Source organism: Gardnerella vaginalis, assembly GCF_040427915.1.
GTDB lineage: Bacteria > Actinomycetota > Actinomycetes > Actinomycetales > Bifidobacteriaceae > Bifidobacterium > Bifidobacterium vaginale_C.
On the sequence record NZ_JBETXJ010000002.1, the window covers coordinates 555,002 to 575,345 of the forward strand.

Sequence of the window (20,344 nt, forward strand, 5' to 3'; positions counted from 1 at the left end):
TTATCCACATTTTAGGCGTGTTGCTGTGCGTATATCAAAAAGTTATACACAAATGGGGGATAACATTGTGGATATCCTGCGGATAACTTTTCCAAAAATAATTTTGATTTGCAATTGGCAAATATTTATGATAGCGAAATGGAAAAGGAAAAGTCGCAAGCTTCCGAACATCAGATTTAGAAAAGTAATGTAATAAGTAATAAAAATAATAAAAGTAATAAAAATAATAGTTTTATTAAATACTTAATCGTATAAGTTTTTTCGACAGTACAATAGTGCATTATGACAATAGCTAAGAGCAACACAGTTACCAATAGTCAAGAAGATAAAGAATCTACTATAAACAAAAAAGATTTACTGAAGCATATATTTTCTCTAGCTATTCCTACATTTGGCCAGCTTATCGCAGAGCCAGCGTTTGTTTTAATAGACACCGCAATAGTAGGTCATTTAGGTAAAACGCAGCTAGCGGGGCTTTCAATAGGATCAACCGTGCTTTTAACAACAACGGGACTATGCCTGTTTTTGGCGTACAACACCACAAGCCAAGTTGCGAGACTATTAGGTGCTGGGAAAAATCGTCAAGGACTAAGCGTTGGAATGGACGGATTGTGGCTTGCGCTTGGGCTTGGAGTTGTTTTAACGCTTGTTTTAATGCTGTTTGCGAGTCCGCTTTGCCAAAGCTTTGGCGCAAGCGGCGAAACGCTTAAAAACGCGATTATTTACACTCAAACTGTTATGCCTGGATTGCCTGCAATGTTGCTAATTTACGCTGCAAATGGCATTTTTAGAGGACTTAGCAAAGTAAAAATCACGCTTTTTGCTGCAATAAGTGGAGCTGTGCTAAACGCTATTTTAGATATTCTATTTGTGTTCGGAATGAACCTTGGAATTTTTGGTTCTGGAATAGCAACAATGATAGCGCAATGGTATATGGGAATTGTTTTAACGTTGCCAGCGATTTTTTGGGCAGCGCGCGAAAAAGCAAGACTTATGCCGCAAGCGCATAGCATACTTAAAAGCGCTGGAAGTGGAATTCCACTGTTTATACGCACATTGGCGTTGCGTGCATGCATGGTGGCAACTGTTGCAGCGGCTGCGCGACTTGGAACAAACACTTTAGCCGCATACCAAGTTGCAAATTCTTGCTGGAATTTTGTTATGAACATATTAGACGCTATAGGAATTGCAGCTCAAACAATAGTCGCTTCTGCGCTTGGAGCAGGATTAAAAACACGTGCTAACATAATCACAAAAATATGCGCACAAGTAGGCGCATTGAGTAGTGTAGTGGTTGGATTATTAATGATGCTTGCAGGATGGCTACTATCCCCACTGTTTAGCCCAAACGTAGAAATACAACTTTTAGTTTCAATAGGAATGACGATTCTTGGAATTTTCTTGCCTCTATCTGGATTTATGTGGGCTTTAGACGGAGTGCTAATCGGAGCTGGAGATCACAAGTATTTGGCCAAATCGTGCTCGATTACAGCTATTGTGTACCTTGTTGCGATTAGTGCAATGTGCTTAGTAAATATAGCTTTCTGCTCTACTGACATAATTAGAACTGTGTCATTGTGGGTGGCGCTAAACCTTGTATACATTGGTGGAAGAGCTTTAGGAAATTCGCATAGAGTTAAAACAGATGATTGGATGAAGTCTGCAATTATGTAAGTATACAAATATGTGAAGTATACAAATATGTAAAATATGCAACTTGCGACTTGTGTTGGTTTATATCAACTTTTGTTGGTGTGCTCCGTGCAGACGTTTATACTCGATTTTATGGCAGATAATGATATGTGGCAGTCAAATCGAAATGACTCAAACCGATTAAACAACGCTAACGCTAATGTTAGCTTGTTTGACAAGGTTCCTCCTCACGATGAAGATGCGGAAATGGCTGTTTTAGGCGGAATGCTAATGAGCAAGGATGCTATTGGCGAAGTCTCGCAAATACTAGAAACAGCAGACTTTTACGTTCCAAAGCATCAAACGATTTACGACGCGATTATAAGCCTGTTTTCTGGCTCACAACCAGTAGACGTTGTTTTAGTTGCAAACGAGCTTCTAAAAGACGAAAACTTGGAGAAAATTGGTGGAGCAGACTACTTGCATAGCCTTGTAGCATGCGTTCCTACAGCCGCAAACGCGCTATATTATGCGGATATTGTGCACAAAAATGCAATTTTGCGAAACGTGATTGCCTCTGGAACAAAGATTGCGCAAATGGGGTATTCTGCTACGGGAGATCAAGCGGAAGACGTTGTAAATCTTGCACAATCCGAAGTTTATGAGATGAGTTCTGGCAAAGTTCACCAGGATTATTCCGCTATTGGTCCTGTTGTGCAAGATGCTCTAGAGCAGTTAGACAAGTTGCAAAGTAACGAGATTGAAAAAGGCGTTCCAACAGGATTTAGAGATATTGACGATATGACGCAAGGCTTGCAACCAGGGCAAATGGTAGTCGTAGCCGGTAGGCCTGCAATGGGAAAGTCAACTCTTGGAATCGACTTTGCGCGTTCTGCAGCGTTGCATCACAATATGACAACAATCGTGTTCTCGCTAGAAATGAACAAGTTGGAGCTTGCTCAAAGAATAATCGCAGCCGAAACAGATATTCCAATGACTGCAATGCATCGCGGAACTTCGGAAGACATTACAACAGATAGGTGGACTAAGCTAAATGCGTTTTGGTCAAAGATGAAAGACGCTCCGCTTTTTATAGACGATAGCCCAAATATGAGTCTTATGGAAATTCGCGCAAAATGCAGACGACTAAAGCAAACGAACGATCTAAAATTGGTTGTAATCGACTATTTGCAGCTTATGACTTCTGGAAAGAAAGTTGAATCTAGACAGCAAGAGGTCTCGGAGTTTTCGCGTGCATTAAAGCTGCTCGCAAAAGAGCTGGAAGTGCCAGTTGTTGCTCTAAGCCAGCTAAACCGCGGACCAGAAATGCGAAACGATAAAAAGCCTCAGCTTTCGGATTTGCGTGAATCGGGATCTATTGAACAGGATGCTGACGTTGTGTTTCTTGTGCATAGACCTGATTTTTACAACAAAGAAGATCGCCCAGGAGAAGCAGACATTATCATGGCAAAGCATCGTAATGGTCCTACAGAAACGTTTAATCTAGCTTTTCTTGGAGCAACATCTAAGTTTAAAGATATGCCGCAAGGATACCAGCCACAATCATATTCGCAAGGCAATGATGCTCAAGGTTATGATTCGCATCAGTCTCAGGCATATCAGCAGTAGAAGTTAATAGGGGGATTGATGATCGCCAAAAATAAAGTGGTAAAACGCTGTTGTTTTGAATTCATAATGCCAGCTGTAGGAAAACTGGTTAGGATGATTTCGCGCGCGACAAACCACGGAGGAAGTGCTTTACCGGGCAAAGTTGTAGAAACACTAGACCCTGGGTTTTTGGCAAGAACGCTAGGAAAATTACCTTATGGTGTTGTATTAATTTCTGGAACTAACGGTAAAACAACTACGACTCGCATGGTTGCGTCTATGCTTAGAGATGCTGGATTGCGCGTGTTTACAAATCCTACGGGATCGAATTTTACACGCGGAGTTGTTGCATCATTGGTGCAAGAAATGCCAGTTTTTGGTACAAAGTTAGATGCGGATATAGCTGTTTTAGAGCTTGATGAAGCTTACGCGGTGCATTTTGTAAATCAAATAAAGCCGCAATATTCTCTGCTTTTAAATGTTATGCGAGACCAGTTAGATAGATTTGGCGAGATTGACACTACAGCTAAATTGTTGAGCAATGTTGCGTCTTCGACAGAGCGAGTGGTTGTGTTAAATCGTGAAGATCCGCGAATTTCTGCGCTTTCTAAAGATGTTTTGCCGTCTTGTAAGGTAAAATATTTCGGTTTGGACGAATCGTTAAGAAGCATGTTTCCAACCGACGACGATTTGCACAATGATTTGGGCGGCGATTTGCATAGTGATTCGCGCAATCTTCCGCATGCAGATGTTGTTTTGGCAAAAGTTGCAGATGCAGATAATAAAGCCGATTTTTTGATTGATGGGCATAGAAAAACTACTAGCGTTAAGTTGCGAGGCGTGTATAACATTTTTAACGCGGCTGCTGCGTCTACGATTGTGCGCGCTATTTTGGCAGATGCTGATAAAAAAGATGCAACACTCGCAAAATTCGACGACGATGCGCTTATGGAAGCTATTTCTCGCGTAACGCCAGCATTTGGTCGAGGCGAAGTAATCGAAGTTAACGGCGCACCTGTGGAGCTTGTTCTAGTGAAAAATCCTATTGGATTTAGACTTGCACTCGCTTCGGATAAGCCTGCAAATCATGACACAATGATTGCGATTTGCGACGAATACGCGGACGGTCGAGACATGAGCTGGCTGTGGGACGTTGATTTTACGTGCTTTAGTGGCACTGGAGTCGCTTGCGTTTCTGGCACACGCGCGTGGGATATGGCTTTGCGTTTGCAATACGACAAAGTTGCTTCTAGAAATGTGAACACTGATTTAGAAGAAGACGTTAAAGCTTTTGTGAATGGCGATTTTAGTAGCAATGCTAAAAATGCTAAGCGCATATATTGCACATACACTGCTATGCTTCGCGTGCGAGCTACATTAGGACAAATCGCAAGCATTAAAGACGTTGGAGTTGGAAAGTAGCAAGAAAGTAGTCGTCATGAATGATATGAGTGATGTTAATGATATTAGTCAAGCGAATGCTACTAATGAAGCCGAAAATCGTGTATTAGATATTGTGTCGCTCTACCCGAAAGACATGAATATTTACGGTGACTATGGCAATGTGCTTACGATTATGCGTCGAGCGGAATTGTATGGTTACAAGCCTGTGCTTCACGAGTACAACGTTGGCGATGATTGGCCAAAGCAAGTAGATATGATTCTTGGTGGCGGCGGTCAAGATCATGGTCAAAGTAGGGTTACGGATGATTTATTTGCGCGCGCAGACGCAATTCGTGAGCTTGCAAAAGATGGTGTTCCAATGTTAATGATTTGTGGACTATACCAGCTTTTTGGAGAATACTTTGAGACTGTTGAAGGTCAAAAGCTTAAAGGCATTGGCGTACTCGGCGAGCATACGGTTGGTCAAGACGTGCGCATGATTGGAAACCTTGTTGAGCATAGCCGCGATTTTGGCGATATTGTGGGCTACGAGAACCATTCTGGACGCACAAGCTTGGAGAGTGGCACGCAGCCACTCGGCTCGGTTGATGGTGAAAATTGTGGTAATAATGGTGAAGACCACACTGAAGGCGCGCGCAAATACAACGTTATCGGCACTTATATGCACGGCTCAGTTTTGCCGAAAAATCCGCGTTTGGCTGACTTTTTAATTCGTACAGCTGCGCAGAATCGTTATGGAGAATTTGAGCCAAAACAAACTGATGCTCAGCGCGCGGAGCTTGCGAAATTAGACGAATTAGCAGATCGCGCTCGCGAAGTTGCTGTAACTCGTCCGCGGTAAAACTTGCAAATTCTAAAACTTGTCAGATCTAAATACAAAGCCTGAATACAAAAGCCTGCTGAACTTGCAAAGTGTTGCAAATCAGCAGGCTATTTTGTAGTTTTTGATTCTAGCTTCTATATTCTAGTTTTCGTTTTATTTGGTTAGTAACTATTAGTCAATTAAACCATACAAGCGATCGCCAGCGTCGCCAAGACCAGGAACGATATAAGCTTTGTCGTTCAAATGCTCATCAACAGCGCAAACAACAACCTTAAAGTCAATAGAAGGATCAATCTCCTTCTCAATGCGCTCCAAGCCTTCTGGCGCTGCCAAAATGTTAATAGCAGTAACATCTTTAGCGCCGCGCTCTGCCAAGTAGTGCGTAGCGGCAATAAGAGTGCCACCAGTAGCAAGCATTGGGTCCAGCAAGAAGCACTGACGACCAGTCAAATCTTCTGGCAAACGGTTGGCATAAGTGACAATATCGAGCGTCTGCTCGTCGCGCTTCATACCAAGGAATCCAACCTCAGCAGTTGGAAGAAGGCGAGTCATGCCGTCAAGCATACCGAGTCCAGCGCGCAAAACTGGCACAACCATTGGGCGTGGACGGTTCAAATGCTTGCCGGTCATCTTGCAAATAGGAGTCTCAATCTCGCGATCGCTAACTTCCAAATTGCGGGTTGCTTCGTATGCTTCGAGAGTTACCAATTCGGAAACTAACTCGCGGAAAATGTTAGAAGGTGTATTCTTATCACGCAAAACGGTGAGCTTGTGGTCCACCAGCGGATGATGTAAAACATGAAGATCCATACCTTCTAGATTAGTGCAAGCGCGGCATGTTAAGCTATCGGCGTGCCGTGACTATTTAGAAAAAATATAAACAAGTGTTAATGAAGGTTGAATTTTGTGAATTGCTGGAGAATATAAAACATTCTTAAAAACGCTGACTTGCGAAAGCGCCTGTCGGCGCAAACGCCGCTCGCAGCGGCAAAAAATGGAGCCCGGGGCTTAAACACAAGCCAGCGTCACTTCCTGAGTATACATGCTTTTAAATTTCAGCGCGCCGCATTATTGTATAACAAATAAACGCAGTGTGATAGCAAACAAACTAATCGAGTTTTCCAAGTCTCCACAATTTAGCTCCATTAGCGAAGCATAAGGAAAGTGCATGCACGTTTGCAGATTTGTGCAAAACGCGAGCAAGAAGCTGTGAATCATCTCTTTTGGAATCGTTCATCTTCTGTGTTAATTTTTTCGCATAAGAACGCATTCCGCGCGAAATAATCGCAGTAAACGCAGAAGCTCGATATAGAGCAACAGCAAAATCGCCAGTAAAAGCACCAGAAAGAATAGAATCCGCGAGTCGCGCAATATCTTCTCCTGTAGGAGCTTCGTCAATTCCAGTAATTGCGGAAGCGCTAGTTGTAGAAGGTTCTCCAAGATTCCAATACTCCGCATATGCTTCTCGCTGTTTATGCAAAGACTCCCGAAGCAAATATAGCCTAAAAAGCATTCCAGGAAGCGAATCAGGTTGCGCTTGACTCCACAAGTCTGCGATGACCTCAATGCCCTCATTCTCAACCAAATTCAGTACGCGTTCCACAATCTCTGGAGATTGTGTTTTATGCACACGGTTAAGCAGAACTGCTGCTGAAGTGTGGCTGATTTCGTTTACAATTTGTGGATCTGTGCCACCTTCAATTTGTGCGAGCATTGCAGGATCCATTTGTGCAGGTCGGCTTGGGCGACTTGCGCCTATTGGACTTGGCATAAAAGCAGATCTGCTCGAATGAATAGAACTCGATTGTGAATTAAGGCTAGTAGACAATTGGTAACACCTTTTCAATATTAATAATGCGAGCGCCTTTAGAAGTATTGCTAATATGCAAAACTATTGCGCTGCCAGTAGGCATGTATGGAGATTTTTGGCTAAGTATGCGTTTATTCGCTCGCGGTTTTGTGATTCCTCGCAAATAGTCAAAGAAAGTGCCGATAATAGGGCGGTGCAAACACATAACTGTTGAATTGTTAATGTTTTCTTCTGCATTTTGTGTGTTTTGTGTGTTTTTTACGTTGCAATCAAGATTTTGTATTTCACTTATAAGAACAGATAATGTAGATTTTGGTTTATTCTCATGATGATCTTCAGTAAGTTCCGCAATCTGTTCTATATAAAGAGAAGAATCGTGTGCAAAAGTTGCAACAGTTTCTACGCAACGTTTCCAAGGTGACGAAACAATTCGATTTGGAGCATAGCAAGCAAGCTCACGACCTAGAGCGTAGGATGCTGCAGATCCAAGAGGAGTGATTGGACGAGTTGCTTCGCTGCCTTGCCATGATTTACGGGATTCAGCTTTTCCATGTCGTACTAGTATTAATGTTTTATATTCAGTTTGACAAGCGTGTAGCTTTTCAAGAAAAGCATCTAAAACTTTTCTATCGCTATCGTGTGTGAGTTTTTTGCGAGCTTTAGAAGGAGTAAGCCATATAACATTGCTAATTTCAGTAGGTTTTGCTGGTTTTATTGGGCCAAATGCTGGTAGTCGCCTCATTGCAGCATTTTCGTCTATTTCGCGCATCATCCAGTAGTGAATTCGCTTAACTACTTCTGTTTTATTGTTGTTTTGTGAATTGTTTTTCGCACCGCTTTTTGAGATTGATTTTTTGCCTTCGTTTTCAAGCGGATATTCTATTTGGGCAATGTGAGGTCCGAGTGTGACTGCGTAGCCTGTTTCTTCCCCAACTTCGCGCACAGCTGTATGACGATGGGACTCATTGTCTTCATTCTTGCCTTTTGGCCAGCTCCAATCGTCATATTTTGGTCGGTAAACAAGGCAAAGCTCAAAGTCGTCATCGCTTATCATGTTCGCTTGATTGCTTGTCTTTTTCAAGTCACTTGTGTTTGAGCTGTCTATTGTATTTCGCTTGCGATAAATAATTCCGCCAGCAGCCTCAACGTATCGCGTCGTCACTACACTCATATTCATTATTTTAGCGGTTTTCTTCCGCAACTTTTAGTTGTTCCATAATGTTTTATATTTTGTGCACAGTAATAATTGTGATGCACGTGTTTTGAGTAAGTCAGATATTTTTGCTGTATAATCCCAAGAACTACTAAAACTGGCAAAGTGCTATGACGATTTGGCTGCTGGAACGCTTGAGATTTAGTCAGATTAGAAGGAGCAATAAATACAACAAGAGCCAGAATCATATTGCTGAATCTGGCTCTTTGTCTATCGTTTATTAGTTACTCGCGATCAGTTCACACCTCGAGGTTTGCGTGTGTGAGTATGAATTAGATATTCCTGGCTATCGACTAGAGGGCGACCTTCGGAATCGCGAGAATGTAGCGTGTATGTGCCATCTCCATCCATCCACCAAGAAACTGTTGAATCAGCCATTTGCAAATCAATGTACTGAATCAACGCTTCCACCTGGTCTGGAGCGCTTATGCGAACCAGCGTTTCAACGCGCCTATCAAGATTGCGATGCATCAAATCGGCCGAGCCAATCCACACTTCTGGGCCACTTGCAGGACCATCGCCAATTTGCGGACCGCAAGAATTAGCAAAAGCATAGATTCGGCTGTGCTCAAGGAATCTGCCAAGAATAGAGCGAACTCGAATATTCTCACTCAATCCTTCAATGCCAGGCTTTAGCGAGCAAATTCCACGCTCCACAATGTCAATCTTTACTCCAGCTTGAGCCGCGCGGTACAAAGCGTCAATCGTCTTTTCGTCAACAACAGAATTGACTTTAATCTTAATCCACGCTTCTTTTCCAGCAAGAGCCGCTGCCTCTTCCCTGCGAATTCGCTCAATAATGCCCGTTCGAACTGTGCGAGGAGCCACAAGCAAGCGATGGAAACTAGACTTTGGAGCGTAACCCGAAAGCTGATTAAACAGGCGAGTCAAATCTTGACCAACTACAGGATCGCAAGTAAGCAAGCCCAAATCTGTGTAAAGGCGAGCCGTCTTAGGGTTATAGTTGCCAGTACCAACGTGGCAATAGCGGCGCAATCCTTCGGCTTCTTGACGAACCACAAGCGAAAGCTTGCAATGCGTCTTCAATCCAACAATGCCGTAAACAACGTGAACGCCTGCGCGCTCAAGCTTGCGCGCCCAAGCAATGTTGGCGTCTTCGTCGAATCGCGCTTTAATCTCAACAAGCGCAAGTACCTGCTTGCCGGCGTGGGCTGCGTCAACAAGAGCGTCAATAATTGGCGAATTGCTAGACGTGCGATACAAAGTTTGCTTAATTGCAAGCACCTTTGGATCTGCCGCCGCCTGCGCCAAGAACGCCTGAACAGACGTAGAGAACGAATCGTAAGGGTGATGCAACAAAATATCGTGCTCGCGAATCGACGCGAAAATATCCTGCGCATGGCTAGTTTCAACTTCTGCAATCTGACGATTCGTAGTAGGAATAAATGGACGATACTTCAAATCTGGGCGATCGAGTGCCTGTAATTCAAAAAGAACCGTCATATCTAGTGGCGAAGGCAAACGATAGACTTCCTCAGGGCTTACGCGCAATTGATTAGCGAGAAGCTGCGAAAGGAATGGGCTAGCTTCGTCGGAAATCTCAAGACGAATAGGCGGTCCAAAACGACGGCGTAAAAGCTCCTTTTCCATAGCGTTAAGCAAGTTTTCTGCATCGTCTTCCTCAACGTCAATATCCTCGTTACGTGTAACGCGGAATGAGCGAGCTTCCTTAATAATCATGCCTGGGAAAAGCGATTCCAAATGTGCTGCAATCAACTTTTCCATAGTAATGAATCCGTAGCGCTCTTCGCGACCTTCTTCATCTGTTAAATCATCAACTGGAACAAGACGATTCAAATTATCTGGAATCTTTACGCGAGCAAAATGCGACTTTCCAGAATTCGGATTTTCTACAATAACAGCCAAGTTAATAGACTTGCCAGAAATATATGGGAACGGGTGTGCAGGATCCACTGCAAGTGGCGTTAATACTGGGAAAACCTGCTTGCGATAATAGTCCGAAAGTCTATCTTTTTCGGATTGCGTAAGCTTGTCCCAACTGAGCATAACAATGCGCTGCTTAGCAAGCTCTGGCAAAATATGGTCGATTACGTAATGCGCATGCTCATCTTGACGACGATGTGTAACCTCGCTAATTGCGCGCAATTGTTGACGTGGGCTTAGCCCACTTGCCGCGGTTACTGCGATTCCTGAGTCAATTCGGCGCTTTAAGCCTGCAACTCGAACCATAAAGAACTCGTCTAGGTTGGAGGCAAAAATAGCTGCAAAATTAGCACGTTCGAGAAGTGGTAAATCAGTATTTTGCGCTAACTCAAGCACGCGACGATTGAACTTTAACCAGCTTAATTCTCGGTCAAAGAAGCGATCTTTTGGCAACGGTAGCTCGCCCTCACGAGCTTCACGCTTTTCTGCCTTTTCGTCTTCGGCGATGTGCTCTGCAATTTGACCGCGCAGAATCGCCTTTGAGGGAGCGTCAAAAATTTGTACCATACTCTGTAATTGTATGCGTTGTAAGGGAAGTGCGCGACTGAGTGTCGGCAGCTATGCGGCTCGACACGCCGATGATTGCAATATGTGAACGCATCTGAACATGACAACCATTGCATATTCACAAAATGATGCAAAACTATCTATTTTTTGTGTGCGAATGAACACTAATTACAATATGTGAACAAAGATGGTTTTGTACTTTACTAAAGAACAAAAAACAGTAATAATAAGAATCACAAGAACAAATTAAAAGAGCGGTAGACCACAGAAAATGTATGGATGTTAGATTCCAATTTACGTTGGACGGATATTTGAGACTTTACCGTTGCAACGAGGATGTTGTGCAGATAGAACCGCTGAAGATTGTTTTTGTAAGTAAGAGGCTCGCCAGTGTGGCGGGCCTCTTTTGATATATGGCTATTTGATATTTACTCGCAGTGTCGTGTTCATAGGGGAAACTATCAAAGAATAATTGTTGGAATAATAATTGCTGGATTCATTTTCTTAGCTTCTTTGAAAATGAGATGTCGTACAAAAGCAAAAGCAGCAAAACAATTAAGAAGGATCGAAGAACCATGCAACATTCATTTACAGTAATGTTGGCAGCCGAGTTTATTGGAACTGCCATTCTTATGATTTTTGGCAATGGAGCTGTTGCCAATGTTGAACTTAAAAACACTAAAGGTCATCACGCAGGTTGGCTAAATATTGCTATGGGCTATGGTTTTGGCGTTATGTTCCCAGTGCTCATGTTTGGCGGAATTTCTGGTGCGCACATAAATCCTGCTATGACAATTGCGCAAGCTGTTTGCGGAATGTTCCCTTGGGCAAACGTACTTCCGTATATTGTTGCACAGCTTTTGGGCGCATTGGTCGGTCAGCTTATTGTGTACGTAACTTATTTGCCACATTACAACGAAACCGAAGAGCCAGAGGCTATTCTTGGCACGTTCTGCACTACGGACGCTTACAATAACAAGCTTAACTACTTCCTAAATGAATTCTTTGGTACGCTCGTGCTTGTTTTGGCTGCGCTTTGCTGCCTTACTTCTCCTTGGGGAGAGAAGAATTTGGCTGGCGCTTCAATCGTAGTCGGCTTTGTTGTTTGGGGATTGGTGACTTCTATGGGTGGTCCGACTGGTCCTGCTTTGAATCCTGCTCGAGACCTTATGCCACGTTTGCTACACGCCATTTTGCCAATTCCACACAAGGGTTCTTCTCGCTGGGGCGAGGCGTGGATTCCAGTGGTTGCTCCTACTGCTGGCGCAATTTTGGGCGTACTTATGTTTAAGTCGTTATTTGCGTAAAACATTTGCTTTTAACTGTTATTGATTGCGGTTGATTACGGTTGATTACGGTTGTAAGAAGCGCGTGATGCTAGTATGAATGCGTTACGCGCTTTTTATTTTGCAAGCTTGTGCTTATTAAAAAGGTATTAAGAAAGACGGAATAATGTTTTCGAAGTCAACTATTGCTATTGGACGTTTCGCACCGACTCCTTCTGGGCGTATGCATATTGGCAATATGGTAGCAATGTTGGCTGCTTGGCTTTCTGTAAAATCGCAAGGCGGCAACATGCTTTTGCGTTTGGAAGATCTCGATATTGCGCGAATGCCGAAGGATGCCAGCGCGCGAGTGATTGACGATTTGCATTGGGCTGGTCTTGATTGGATTGGTGAGCCGACTTATCAGCATAATCGCAATTCTATCTACCAAGAAGCTCTTGAATCATTAGAATCTTTGCAAGACGGAGACGGAAATTCCCTGATTTACCCTTGTTTTTGCTCGCGTTCCGATATTCGCGCAATTGCAGCTCCGCAAGAAGGAGATGGTTTCATACGCTACCCGGGTACATGCAGAAATCTTCGCAAAAACGCGGAAGGATTGGCGCAAATCGAAAAGCGTTTGCAAAATAATCAGCAACATTCTTTGCGACTTGCTGTTCCCTCGGCTGATTCGAGGCAAGCAAATATTGATTTTGAAGATGCGATTTTTGGGAAGCAATCTTTTAATATTGACCGCGATTTGGGAGATATGGTGATTCGCCGCGCTGATGGCGTATTTTCTTATCAGCTTGCTGTTGTTGTTGACGACGTGCTTTCTGGAGTAAACGACATTGTGCGCGGACGCGATTTGCTGCGTTCGGCAGCGCTTCAAATTTGGATTGGTGAGCTGCTGGAAAAGTCGGGATTCTTTGCGGATCACGGTGTGCATTACGTGCGTCCGCAATTTGCGCACTTGCCGCTAATTGATAACGCTCAAGGCGAGCGACTCGCAAAAAGTAAGCACTCGCTAGATGTTGGTGCGCTTCGTGAATCTGGTTGGAGCGCCGAGCGCATGATTGGTTACTGCATGTATCTTTTGGGATACAAGAATCCTGAGCAAACTCGCCCAGTAGATATGAGTGCAAACGATGCGCTCGCGTTATTTAAAAGCGACGAAACGCCGTGGGATTCTGTTCGCGCAAACCTAGCAGACAAATCCGTGCCCTTCCTTGACTAATGTATTTCGCTACATATGATTGCAGATATTATTTGCCAATATTTGACGGCAACATATATTGGCATGTAATATTGTGTGTATGTATCAATATGAAGAGCCAATTATTTTGCCATCAGCTTTGAAGCATGGAGTTTCAGAAAACGACATACTTCATGCGTATCGAGAATCAAGAGGCCCTGTTGATGTCAATTATGATAGAAATCCACCAACAATAATGTATGTGGGACCAGGAGTTTCTGGCGCTGTTTGGTACGAGATTGGCACAGCAAGAAGGCGTGGATTTTCGCAGGAACTTATAGTTCACGCGATGAAAGCAAGAAAAGGATATTTGGAAAAGGAAGGGTTGAAATGAAATTTAGTGAATTGAGTAAAGAAGAGCAAAAAGATCTTGCGGAATATGGCGAGATTATTTCAAAAGAAATGGAAGCAAAATCGGAACCAGATCCAGGAGATCCAACTTTGGATTCTCGTTGGGACCCATCTCGTGAATTGAGCAGATTGAATTATCGCCGTCACGCAATTGAAAAAGAGATAAATAACGCTGTGTACAAAAGCCGCAAAAATGGTCAGTCTTGGAATACAATAGGTCGCGCACTTGGAGTTACTGCAGAAGCTGCACGTCGTAAATATAGTGATAAAATTCCTCAATTAGTGTGACTATTTTTTATGAGATTAGATTGGGGCAATAAATGGCATATATGACGCAAAAAGATTTAGCGAATACTGAGGTTGATTGTGTTCGTGCGCGTCAAATTGCCGACGGCGTGCACAGCGTGCAAGACGCCATTGCTCAAGCCGAATCGCGTTATGGGTGCAAGGTTGGATCTGTTAGGCTACTTGCCGCAACTAAAACGCGAGATGTTGGCGAAATTATGGCAGCGCTTAAAGCTGGAGTGCGAGTAATTGGGGAAAATCGTCCGCAAGAAATTGTTGCAAAAGCAGAAATTTTACGCGTGGAGGCTGCTAAAGAAGGCTTAAGCGTTGGTGTAAACGGCGAAATTCCGCTATACTTAATAGGTCAGCTGCAAAGCAATAAAATAAACAAAGTCTTGCCGCTTGCAAATGGTATTCAGTCGGTTGACGGCATTGATCTTGCGCAAAAAATATCTGCTCGCGCGCAAAATTTGGGACTTTGCACAGACGTTATGTTGGAAGTGAACGTTTCGGGAGAAGCTACGAAATCTGGGTGCGTGCCAGAACGTGCGATTGACGAAGCACTCGCTATATCTAGCTTGTCATCACTTAATTTGTGCGGGTTCATGACGCTTGGAGCGCGCGTGGATGATGAAAAAATAGTGAGAAGTGGTTTCGCAAAATTGCGAGAAATTAGAGATTGCGTAAGTGAACAACTCGCGCAAGATCATGATGGAAACTCTGCAAAATTAGAGCTTTCGATGGGAATGTCTGGCTATTTTGCGTGGGCGATTGCCGAAGGTTCTACGATGGTTCGAATCGGTTCGGCAATCTTTGGCCCGCGCGCATTTGTGTAGTATTAAGTTTTGTCTAGCTTCTGATTTTTATCTTTTACTTTTATTGCCGTTACGCATGCATAATCACATTGCGCAGCGAACCAATACCATCTACATGTACAATCGCTTCGTCGCCAGCGTGCAAAGTTCCTGCTGGATACGGCGTTCCTGTCAAAATCACATCTCCTGGAAGAAGTGTTGAGAAGCTTGAAATCGCAGCGATTTGCTCTGGAATACTGTGGATCAATCGCGCTGTGGTGCCGCTCGCCTCTGGCACATCTTTTCCATTAAGCGTAAATGAGATATGCGCATCTCGCCAATTTAGCTCAGTTGTAATCCATGGGCCTAGTGGGCAAGAAGTGTCAAAGCCCTTTGCGCGCGTAAACATTGGGTCGCTACCTGCGCAATCGCGCAAAGTTACGTCATTTACGCAAGTAAAGCCAAAAACATAGTCCATTGCCTTATCTACCGATACATTTTTGGCGATTTTGCCCATAACAACAGCCACTTCTGGCTCAAAATTCATATCGTTCGAAAAAGCAGGAATAACAATCGGATCGTCTGGGCCAATTACAGATGTGCTCGGCTTTGTAAAAATCACCATATCTGCAGCAGTATGCGACGCGGCCGCAGCAGAAGATGCGCGCTCTTCAGCAGAACGCGTATCGTAGTTTTTTGCCAATCCGTAGACTTTTGAAGGAATCACTGGCGCAAGCAGGCGCACGCCATCGGCATCTAACTCGTAGCGCTTGCCTGTTGGCTTAACTCCCTGAGGGCTTAATGGATGACCTTCCAGCGCTACTAAATAATCCTTGCCGTCTGCTTCGTCTTTTTGAACAAACGCATATTGAGGAACTTCATTATAGGAAAAACGTGCAATTCTCATATTTTTAAGATTACGACATATTTAATACTTATTTATTTTTGATATTTATTTATTTTTTGATATTTGACTGACGACTTTGCAATTGATGAATTTGATATGGAAAAGTCGCAAGCAACCGTTGTATAAGAAAACGCCACAAACATCTTGAAAACAAAACTTGAGTGTAGTAGACTCAAGTTTTAGAAATTGACAGAATGTGGTTTGAGTGCAATCGCAAAAAGTGCACGCAAATCACCTAAAATCCGCTAGATAGCGGTGCAAATGGGGGTAAATATGGAACAAAAATTTACGACCTTAGCGCAAGATGCATTAAGTGATGCTGTGCAAAGCGCGGCGGCAGCTGGCAATGCGCAAGTAGATACGTTACATTTGGCAGATGCTTTACTTCGCCAAGAACAAGGCGTTGTGCGTGCGCTTATTGCTCAGGCGGGGGCGGACGCACAACAAATCGGTTCTGAAATTCGCAATGCATTAGTGGCATTGCCTTCATCTACTGGCTCTACTACGACTAAGCCAGACGCAAGTCGTCAACTTTTGGCCGCGCTAAGCCAGTCAGAAAAAGAAATGCGCTCAATGGGAGACGAATACGTTTCCACGGAGCACATGCTTATCGGCATAGTTGCAAGCGCGCCGAATGCTGTCGCGGATATTTTCAAAAAGCACAATGTTTCTGCAGATGCGTTGCGAAAAGCTGTGCCAACTGTGCGTGGAGGTGCGAAAGTTACCAGCCCAGATGCAGAAGGCAACTACAAAGCGCTTGAAAAATATTCGGTTGATATGACTGCGCGCGCTCGCGAGGGAAAGCTTGACCCTGTGATTGGGCGCGATCAGGAAATTCGTCGCGTGATTCAAATTCTTTCTCGACGCACGAAGAACAATCCTGTGCTAATTGGCGAGCCGGGCGTTGGTAAAACGGCAGTTGTAGAAGGATTGGCTCAACGAATTGTTGCAGGGGATGTGCCTACGACATTGCAAAACAAGCGTCTTATCAGTCTCGATTTGGCTTCGATGGTTGCAGGTTCGAAGTATCGCGGCGAATTTGAGGAACGCTTAAAGGCAGTGTTGAAGGAAATCCAGCAATCGGACGGTCAAATTATTACGTTTATTGACGAAATTCACACTGTTGTTGGCGCAGGATCTGCAGAAGGTTCAATGGATGCTGGCAATATGCTTAAGCCAATGCTTGCGCGAGGTGAGCTGCGCTTGGTTGGCGCAACTACGCTTAACGAGTATCGTGAGCATATTGAAAAGGATTCCGCTCTTGAGCGCAGATTCCAGCAAGTATTCGTTGGCGAGCCATCTGTTGAAGATACGGTGACGATTTTGCGCGGACTTAAGCAACGTTACGAAGCGCACCACAAGGTGACGATTAGTGACGATGCAATCGTAGCTGCAGCAACGCTTTCAAACCGCTATATTACTGGCAGACAGCTTCCAGATAAGGCGATTGATTTGGTGGATGAAGCGGCAGCTCACTTGCGTATGGAGCTTGATTCTCAGCCAGAAGAGATCGACGAATTGCAGCGCAAAGTTACGCGTCTTGAAATGGAAGAAATGCAATTAAAGAAAGCGGAAGATGCTGCTGCTAAAGAACGCTTAGAAAAGTTGCAAGAAGAATTAGCTAACTCGCGCGAAAAGCTTGCTGGTTTGAAGGCGCGTTGGGATGCGGAAAAGGCTGGCCACAACAAGGTTGGTGATTTGCGAGCGCAACTCGATGCTAAGCGCGTAGAAGCCGACAAATTCACGCGCGAAGGCAATTTGGAACAAGCAAGCCGTATTTTGTATGGCGAAATTCCAAGCATTCAAAAAGCTTTGGAAGAAGCGGAGTCTGAGGCTGCTAATGCTAAGAGTGAAGCGAAAGAGCCAATGGTTCCAGACCAGGTTGATGCTGATTCTATTGCTGGAGTTGTTAGCGAATGGACTGGTATTCCTGTTGGTCGCTTGATGCAAGGCGAAAATGAGAAGCTGCTAAACATGGAAAAGGAGCTTTCTAAGCGTGTGGTTGGTCAAAGCGAAGCAATTCAGGCTATAGCGGATGCTGTGCGCAGAAGCCGTGCTGGAATTGCAGACCCGAATCGTCCAACTGGTTCCTTCTTGTTCTTGGGTCCTACTGGCGTTGGTAAGACGGAGCTTGCGAAGGCTCTTGCTGACTTTTTGTTTGACGACGAGCGCGCAATGGTTCGCATTGATATGAGCGAGTACATGGAAAAGGCTTCCGTTTCGCGTCTAATCGGTGCTGCTCCTGGTTACATTGGCTATGAGGAAGGCGGCCAGCTTACTGAAGCTGTGCGACGCCGCCCGTATTCTGTAGTGCTTTTTGACGAAGTTGAGAAGGCGCATCCAGAAGTATTCGACGTTTTGTTGCAGGTTTTGGATGATGGTCGTTTGACTGACGGCCAGGGTAGAACGGTTGATTTTACGAATACGATTTTGATTATGACATCAAACTTGGGTTCGCAATTCCTTGTGCAAGAGGGCTTGGACGATGCTGCTAAACGCAAGGCTGTTATGAATGCTGTTCACGCTGAGTTTAAGCCAGAGTTCATTAACCGTTTGGATGAGCTTGTTATGTTCCATCCGTTGAGCCGCGAAGAGCTTGGTGGAATTGTGGATATTCAAGTTCGTCAAGTGGCTGCACGCTTGAGTGATCGCCGTATTAGCTTGGATGTGAGTGATTCTGCTCGCGCTTGGCTTGCGGAGCATGGCTATGATCCAGTTTATGGTGCTCGTCCGTTGCGCAGATTGGTTCAAACGGAAATTGGCGATCAGCTTGCGCGATTGTTGCTTTCTGGCGATGTGCATGATGGCGCTCGCGTAGTTGCGGATTGTGAGAATACTAGCGACCATGTAACTCTCAAGATTGCGTAGTGCCTGCATTCTTTAATGTAGTCAAATAATGTAGTCAAATAAAACGAAGCGTGCTGTTTGTTGGATTATTTTCCAGTAGACAGCGCGCTATTTTTGTATCTGAATAAAAAATATTTGTAGAATGAACTTGAAATAAAAAGGTGGATTTCCCACTTAATTTTTCGAGTTATTGCTGATAATTGGCATTATAGGATATGCGTATCTTTTAAAATTTTAATTGGTTTTTGTAAAAATCTCTTTTTTTTTTATGTTGAATTCTTATAGAATAAGCGTACGTATTCAGGGCTGAATACGTTATGAAGCAGATTGAAAATGGAGATACGAATATGTTCGCAAAGAAAGGATTTGCAATAGTTCGCTTGCTGCTATTGTTTATGCTATGCCAATGTCAGCTTATGCTCAGATGAGTGGTTCTGTAGTTGGAATAGACAGAGAAAATATACGAAGTTGTAGGTAAGTAGTCTAGTTATTAAGTGGTGAGATATGCAAGAATCATATACGGGCTCAGATGTTCAACTTGTTAATGTGAATTTTTCGTATGGGAAAAAACAAATTTTGCATAATCTTTCTATAGATTTATCTTTTGGTATATGTGGTCTTTTGGGGCCAAATGGTGCTGGGAAAACTACTCTGCTTAACGTTATAGCGACTATTTATGCTCCCTCTAGTGGAAAACTTTTTGTTCATGGCTTTGACGTAACTGATCGTGCGGAAAGGGCTAAAGCTCGGTCAAATATTGGTTATTTGCCACAATCATTTGAACTTATGAATGCATCGAGTGTGTTAAAAAATGTTCAATATGCCGCATGGGCGCGAGGTCTATCGTGGAGTGCTGCGTATCAAGCTGCTTGGAATGCTCTCAAACAGGTTGGCTTGGAAAAACAAGCACATCGCATCGTTGCTAAAATATCAGGAGGTCAGCGTCAGCGTGCTGGTATTGCTTGTGTGATTGCTAGTCAGCCTGCAGTACTAATACTTGATGAGCCTACTGTTGGTTTAGATCCTGAGCAGCGTATTGATATTCGTAATTTTCTTAAGTCTTATTCGCAAAAGCATACTGTTATTGTCAGTACACATTTAGTAGAAGATTTAGCAGTAATTGCGGATCGGGTTATAGTTCTTAATGAAGGAATTATATTGCTTGATGGGAAAATGGATAATCTTCTTCAATATGCTAATCGTGAAGATCTTATGGTAACTCCATGGGAATCAGGGTATAGGCATTTGCTATCTAAATTTCATAAAAATTAGTAGTAGCAGTAACTGGATATGTATAGTTTCTTATTTCGTTAATGTGGTAGCAAGTAGGGATGTGATTAAATATGCGTCAATATTCTAACTTTTTAACTGAATTCGGATTTTTTACGAAAAGTCATAAGAAGTGCACGATTGTTTCACATATTATGTCCCCATTATCTCTAATAAGCAGTTGTATTTTTAGCTTATTTTTGATTGCATATCCTATTTTTTTGGGTGTGGCAAATTTTTTAGCGCATAATAATAATTATGCGCTTTGGTTAAGAATTGATGTCACGTGGATGCATTGTTTGTCTGATATTGTTGCTTGCATTTTTGGCGCATGGTGTTCATGTAAAGCTTGCTCGCCCAGATGTTTGGTTAATCCTGCGTGGTGTGCAGGAAAATCAGCCAGTCGTTA

17 protein-coding genes are annotated in these 20,344 nt (G+C 43.6%); 11 read left to right on the forward strand and 6 right to left on the reverse strand.

What is annotated here, in order from left to right:
* The first annotated feature begins 282 nt into the window (after positions 1–282).
* The 4 genes from ABVC65_RS02225 (at position 283) to ABVC65_RS02240 (ending at position 5,485) form a co-directional block, all read left to right on the forward strand.
* The gene (locus ABVC65_RS02225) at positions 283–1,674 is read left to right on the forward strand and encodes an MATE family efflux transporter (protein ID WP_353582499.1); all 1,392 of its coding nucleotides are present in this window, start codon (positions 283–285) and stop codon (positions 1,672–1,674) included.
* Positions 1,675–1,785: 111 nt separating this feature from the next.
* Positions 1,786–3,261 carry a replicative DNA helicase gene (gene dnaB, locus ABVC65_RS02230; protein ID WP_353582500.1) on the forward strand — a complete coding sequence of 492 codons (1,476 nt, stop codon included), beginning with the start codon at positions 1,786–1,788 and terminating at the stop codon, positions 3,259–3,261.
* 93 nt (positions 3,262–3,354) lie between these two features.
* On the forward strand, positions 3,355–4,662 hold the full coding sequence (locus ABVC65_RS02235) for a MurT ligase domain-containing protein (RefSeq protein WP_353582501.1): 1,308 nt from the start codon (positions 3,355–3,357) through the stop codon (positions 4,660–4,662).
* Positions 4,663–4,678: 16 nt separating this feature from the next.
* Entirely contained in the window at positions 4,679–5,485 is an 807-nt protein-coding gene (locus ABVC65_RS02240; protein WP_353582502.1) for a type 1 glutamine amidotransferase, read from the forward strand.
* A 153-nt stretch (positions 5,486–5,638) separates the two neighbouring features.
* On the opposite strand, the gene upp is transcribed toward ABVC65_RS02240, so the two are convergent.
* The 5 genes from upp to ABVC65_RS02265 form a co-directional block, all read right to left on the reverse strand.
* The gene (gene upp, locus ABVC65_RS02245; protein ID WP_004120306.1) at positions 5,639–6,277 is read right to left on the reverse strand and encodes a uracil phosphoribosyltransferase; all 639 of its coding nucleotides are present in this window, start codon (positions 6,275–6,277) and stop codon (positions 5,639–5,641) included.
* Between the two features lie 298 nt (positions 6,278–6,575).
* On the reverse strand, positions 6,576–7,238 hold the full coding sequence (locus tag ABVC65_RS02250) for a thymidine phosphorylase (protein WP_353582503.1): 663 nt from the start codon (positions 7,236–7,238) through the stop codon (positions 6,576–6,578).
* A gap of 46 nt (positions 7,239–7,284) precedes the next feature.
* The gene (locus ABVC65_RS02255) at positions 7,285–8,448 is read right to left on the reverse strand and encodes an NUDIX hydrolase (RefSeq protein ID WP_353582504.1); all 1,164 of its coding nucleotides are present in this window, start codon (positions 8,446–8,448) and stop codon (positions 7,285–7,287) included.
* Between the two features lie 5 nt (positions 8,449–8,453).
* Complete coding sequence (locus tag ABVC65_RS02260) at positions 8,454–8,678, reverse strand: hypothetical protein (RefSeq protein WP_353582505.1); 225 nt, start codon at positions 8,676–8,678, stop codon at positions 8,454–8,456.
* A gap of 46 nt (positions 8,679–8,724) precedes the next feature.
* Positions 8,725–10,962 carry an RNA degradosome polyphosphate kinase gene (locus ABVC65_RS02265; protein WP_004574449.1) on the reverse strand — a complete coding sequence of 746 codons (2,238 nt, stop codon included), beginning with the start codon at positions 10,960–10,962 and terminating at the stop codon, positions 8,725–8,727.
* A gap of 575 nt (positions 10,963–11,537) precedes the next feature.
* Between ABVC65_RS02265 and ABVC65_RS02270 the strand changes: the two genes are divergently transcribed.
* The 5 genes from ABVC65_RS02270 (at position 11,538) to ABVC65_RS02290 (ending at position 14,954) form a co-directional block, all read left to right on the forward strand.
* Positions 11,538–12,269, forward strand: coding sequence for an MIP/aquaporin family protein (locus tag ABVC65_RS02270; RefSeq protein WP_016828755.1), 732 nt, complete (start codon positions 11,538–11,540; stop codon positions 12,267–12,269).
* A gap of 145 nt (positions 12,270–12,414) precedes the next feature.
* Complete coding sequence (locus ABVC65_RS02275; protein ID WP_353582506.1) at positions 12,415–13,464, forward strand: glutamyl-Q tRNA(Asp) synthetase; 1,050 nt, start codon at positions 12,415–12,417, stop codon at positions 13,462–13,464.
* 79 nt (positions 13,465–13,543) lie between these two features.
* Positions 13,544–13,816, forward strand: coding sequence for a hypothetical protein (locus tag ABVC65_RS02280; protein WP_353582507.1), 273 nt, complete (start codon positions 13,544–13,546; stop codon positions 13,814–13,816).
* A complete protein-coding gene (locus ABVC65_RS02285) occupies positions 13,813–14,121 on the forward strand; it encodes a hypothetical protein (RefSeq protein WP_004120320.1) in 309 nt (102 codons plus the stop codon). Before ABVC65_RS02280 ends, ABVC65_RS02285 begins: the two co-directional genes overlap by 4 nt.
* 32 nt (positions 14,122–14,153) lie before the next feature.
* Positions 14,154–14,954, forward strand: coding sequence for a YggS family pyridoxal phosphate-dependent enzyme (locus tag ABVC65_RS02290; protein WP_353582508.1), 801 nt, complete (start codon positions 14,154–14,156; stop codon positions 14,952–14,954).
* A gap of 49 nt (positions 14,955–15,003) precedes the next feature.
* Here the strand turns inward: ABVC65_RS02290 and ABVC65_RS02295 are convergent, their stop codons facing one another.
* Positions 15,004–15,819 (reverse strand): fumarylacetoacetate hydrolase family protein, encoded by an 816-nt coding sequence (locus ABVC65_RS02295; protein WP_020759573.1) that lies wholly within the window; start codon positions 15,817–15,819, stop codon positions 15,004–15,006.
* A 273-nt stretch (positions 15,820–16,092) separates the two neighbouring features.
* Between ABVC65_RS02295 and clpB the strand changes: the two genes are divergently transcribed.
* Both clpB and ABVC65_RS02305 read left to right on the forward strand, forming a co-directional pair.
* Positions 16,093–18,687 (forward strand): ATP-dependent chaperone ClpB, encoded by a 2,595-nt coding sequence (gene clpB / locus ABVC65_RS02300; protein WP_353582509.1) that lies wholly within the window; start codon positions 16,093–16,095, stop codon positions 18,685–18,687.
* Positions 18,688–19,170: 483 nt separating this feature from the next.
* The gene (locus tag ABVC65_RS02305; RefSeq protein ID WP_004133980.1) at positions 19,171–19,938 is read left to right on the forward strand and encodes an ABC transporter ATP-binding protein; all 768 of its coding nucleotides are present in this window, start codon (positions 19,171–19,173) and stop codon (positions 19,936–19,938) included.
* The last annotated feature ends 406 nt before the right edge of the window (positions 19,939–20,344 follow it).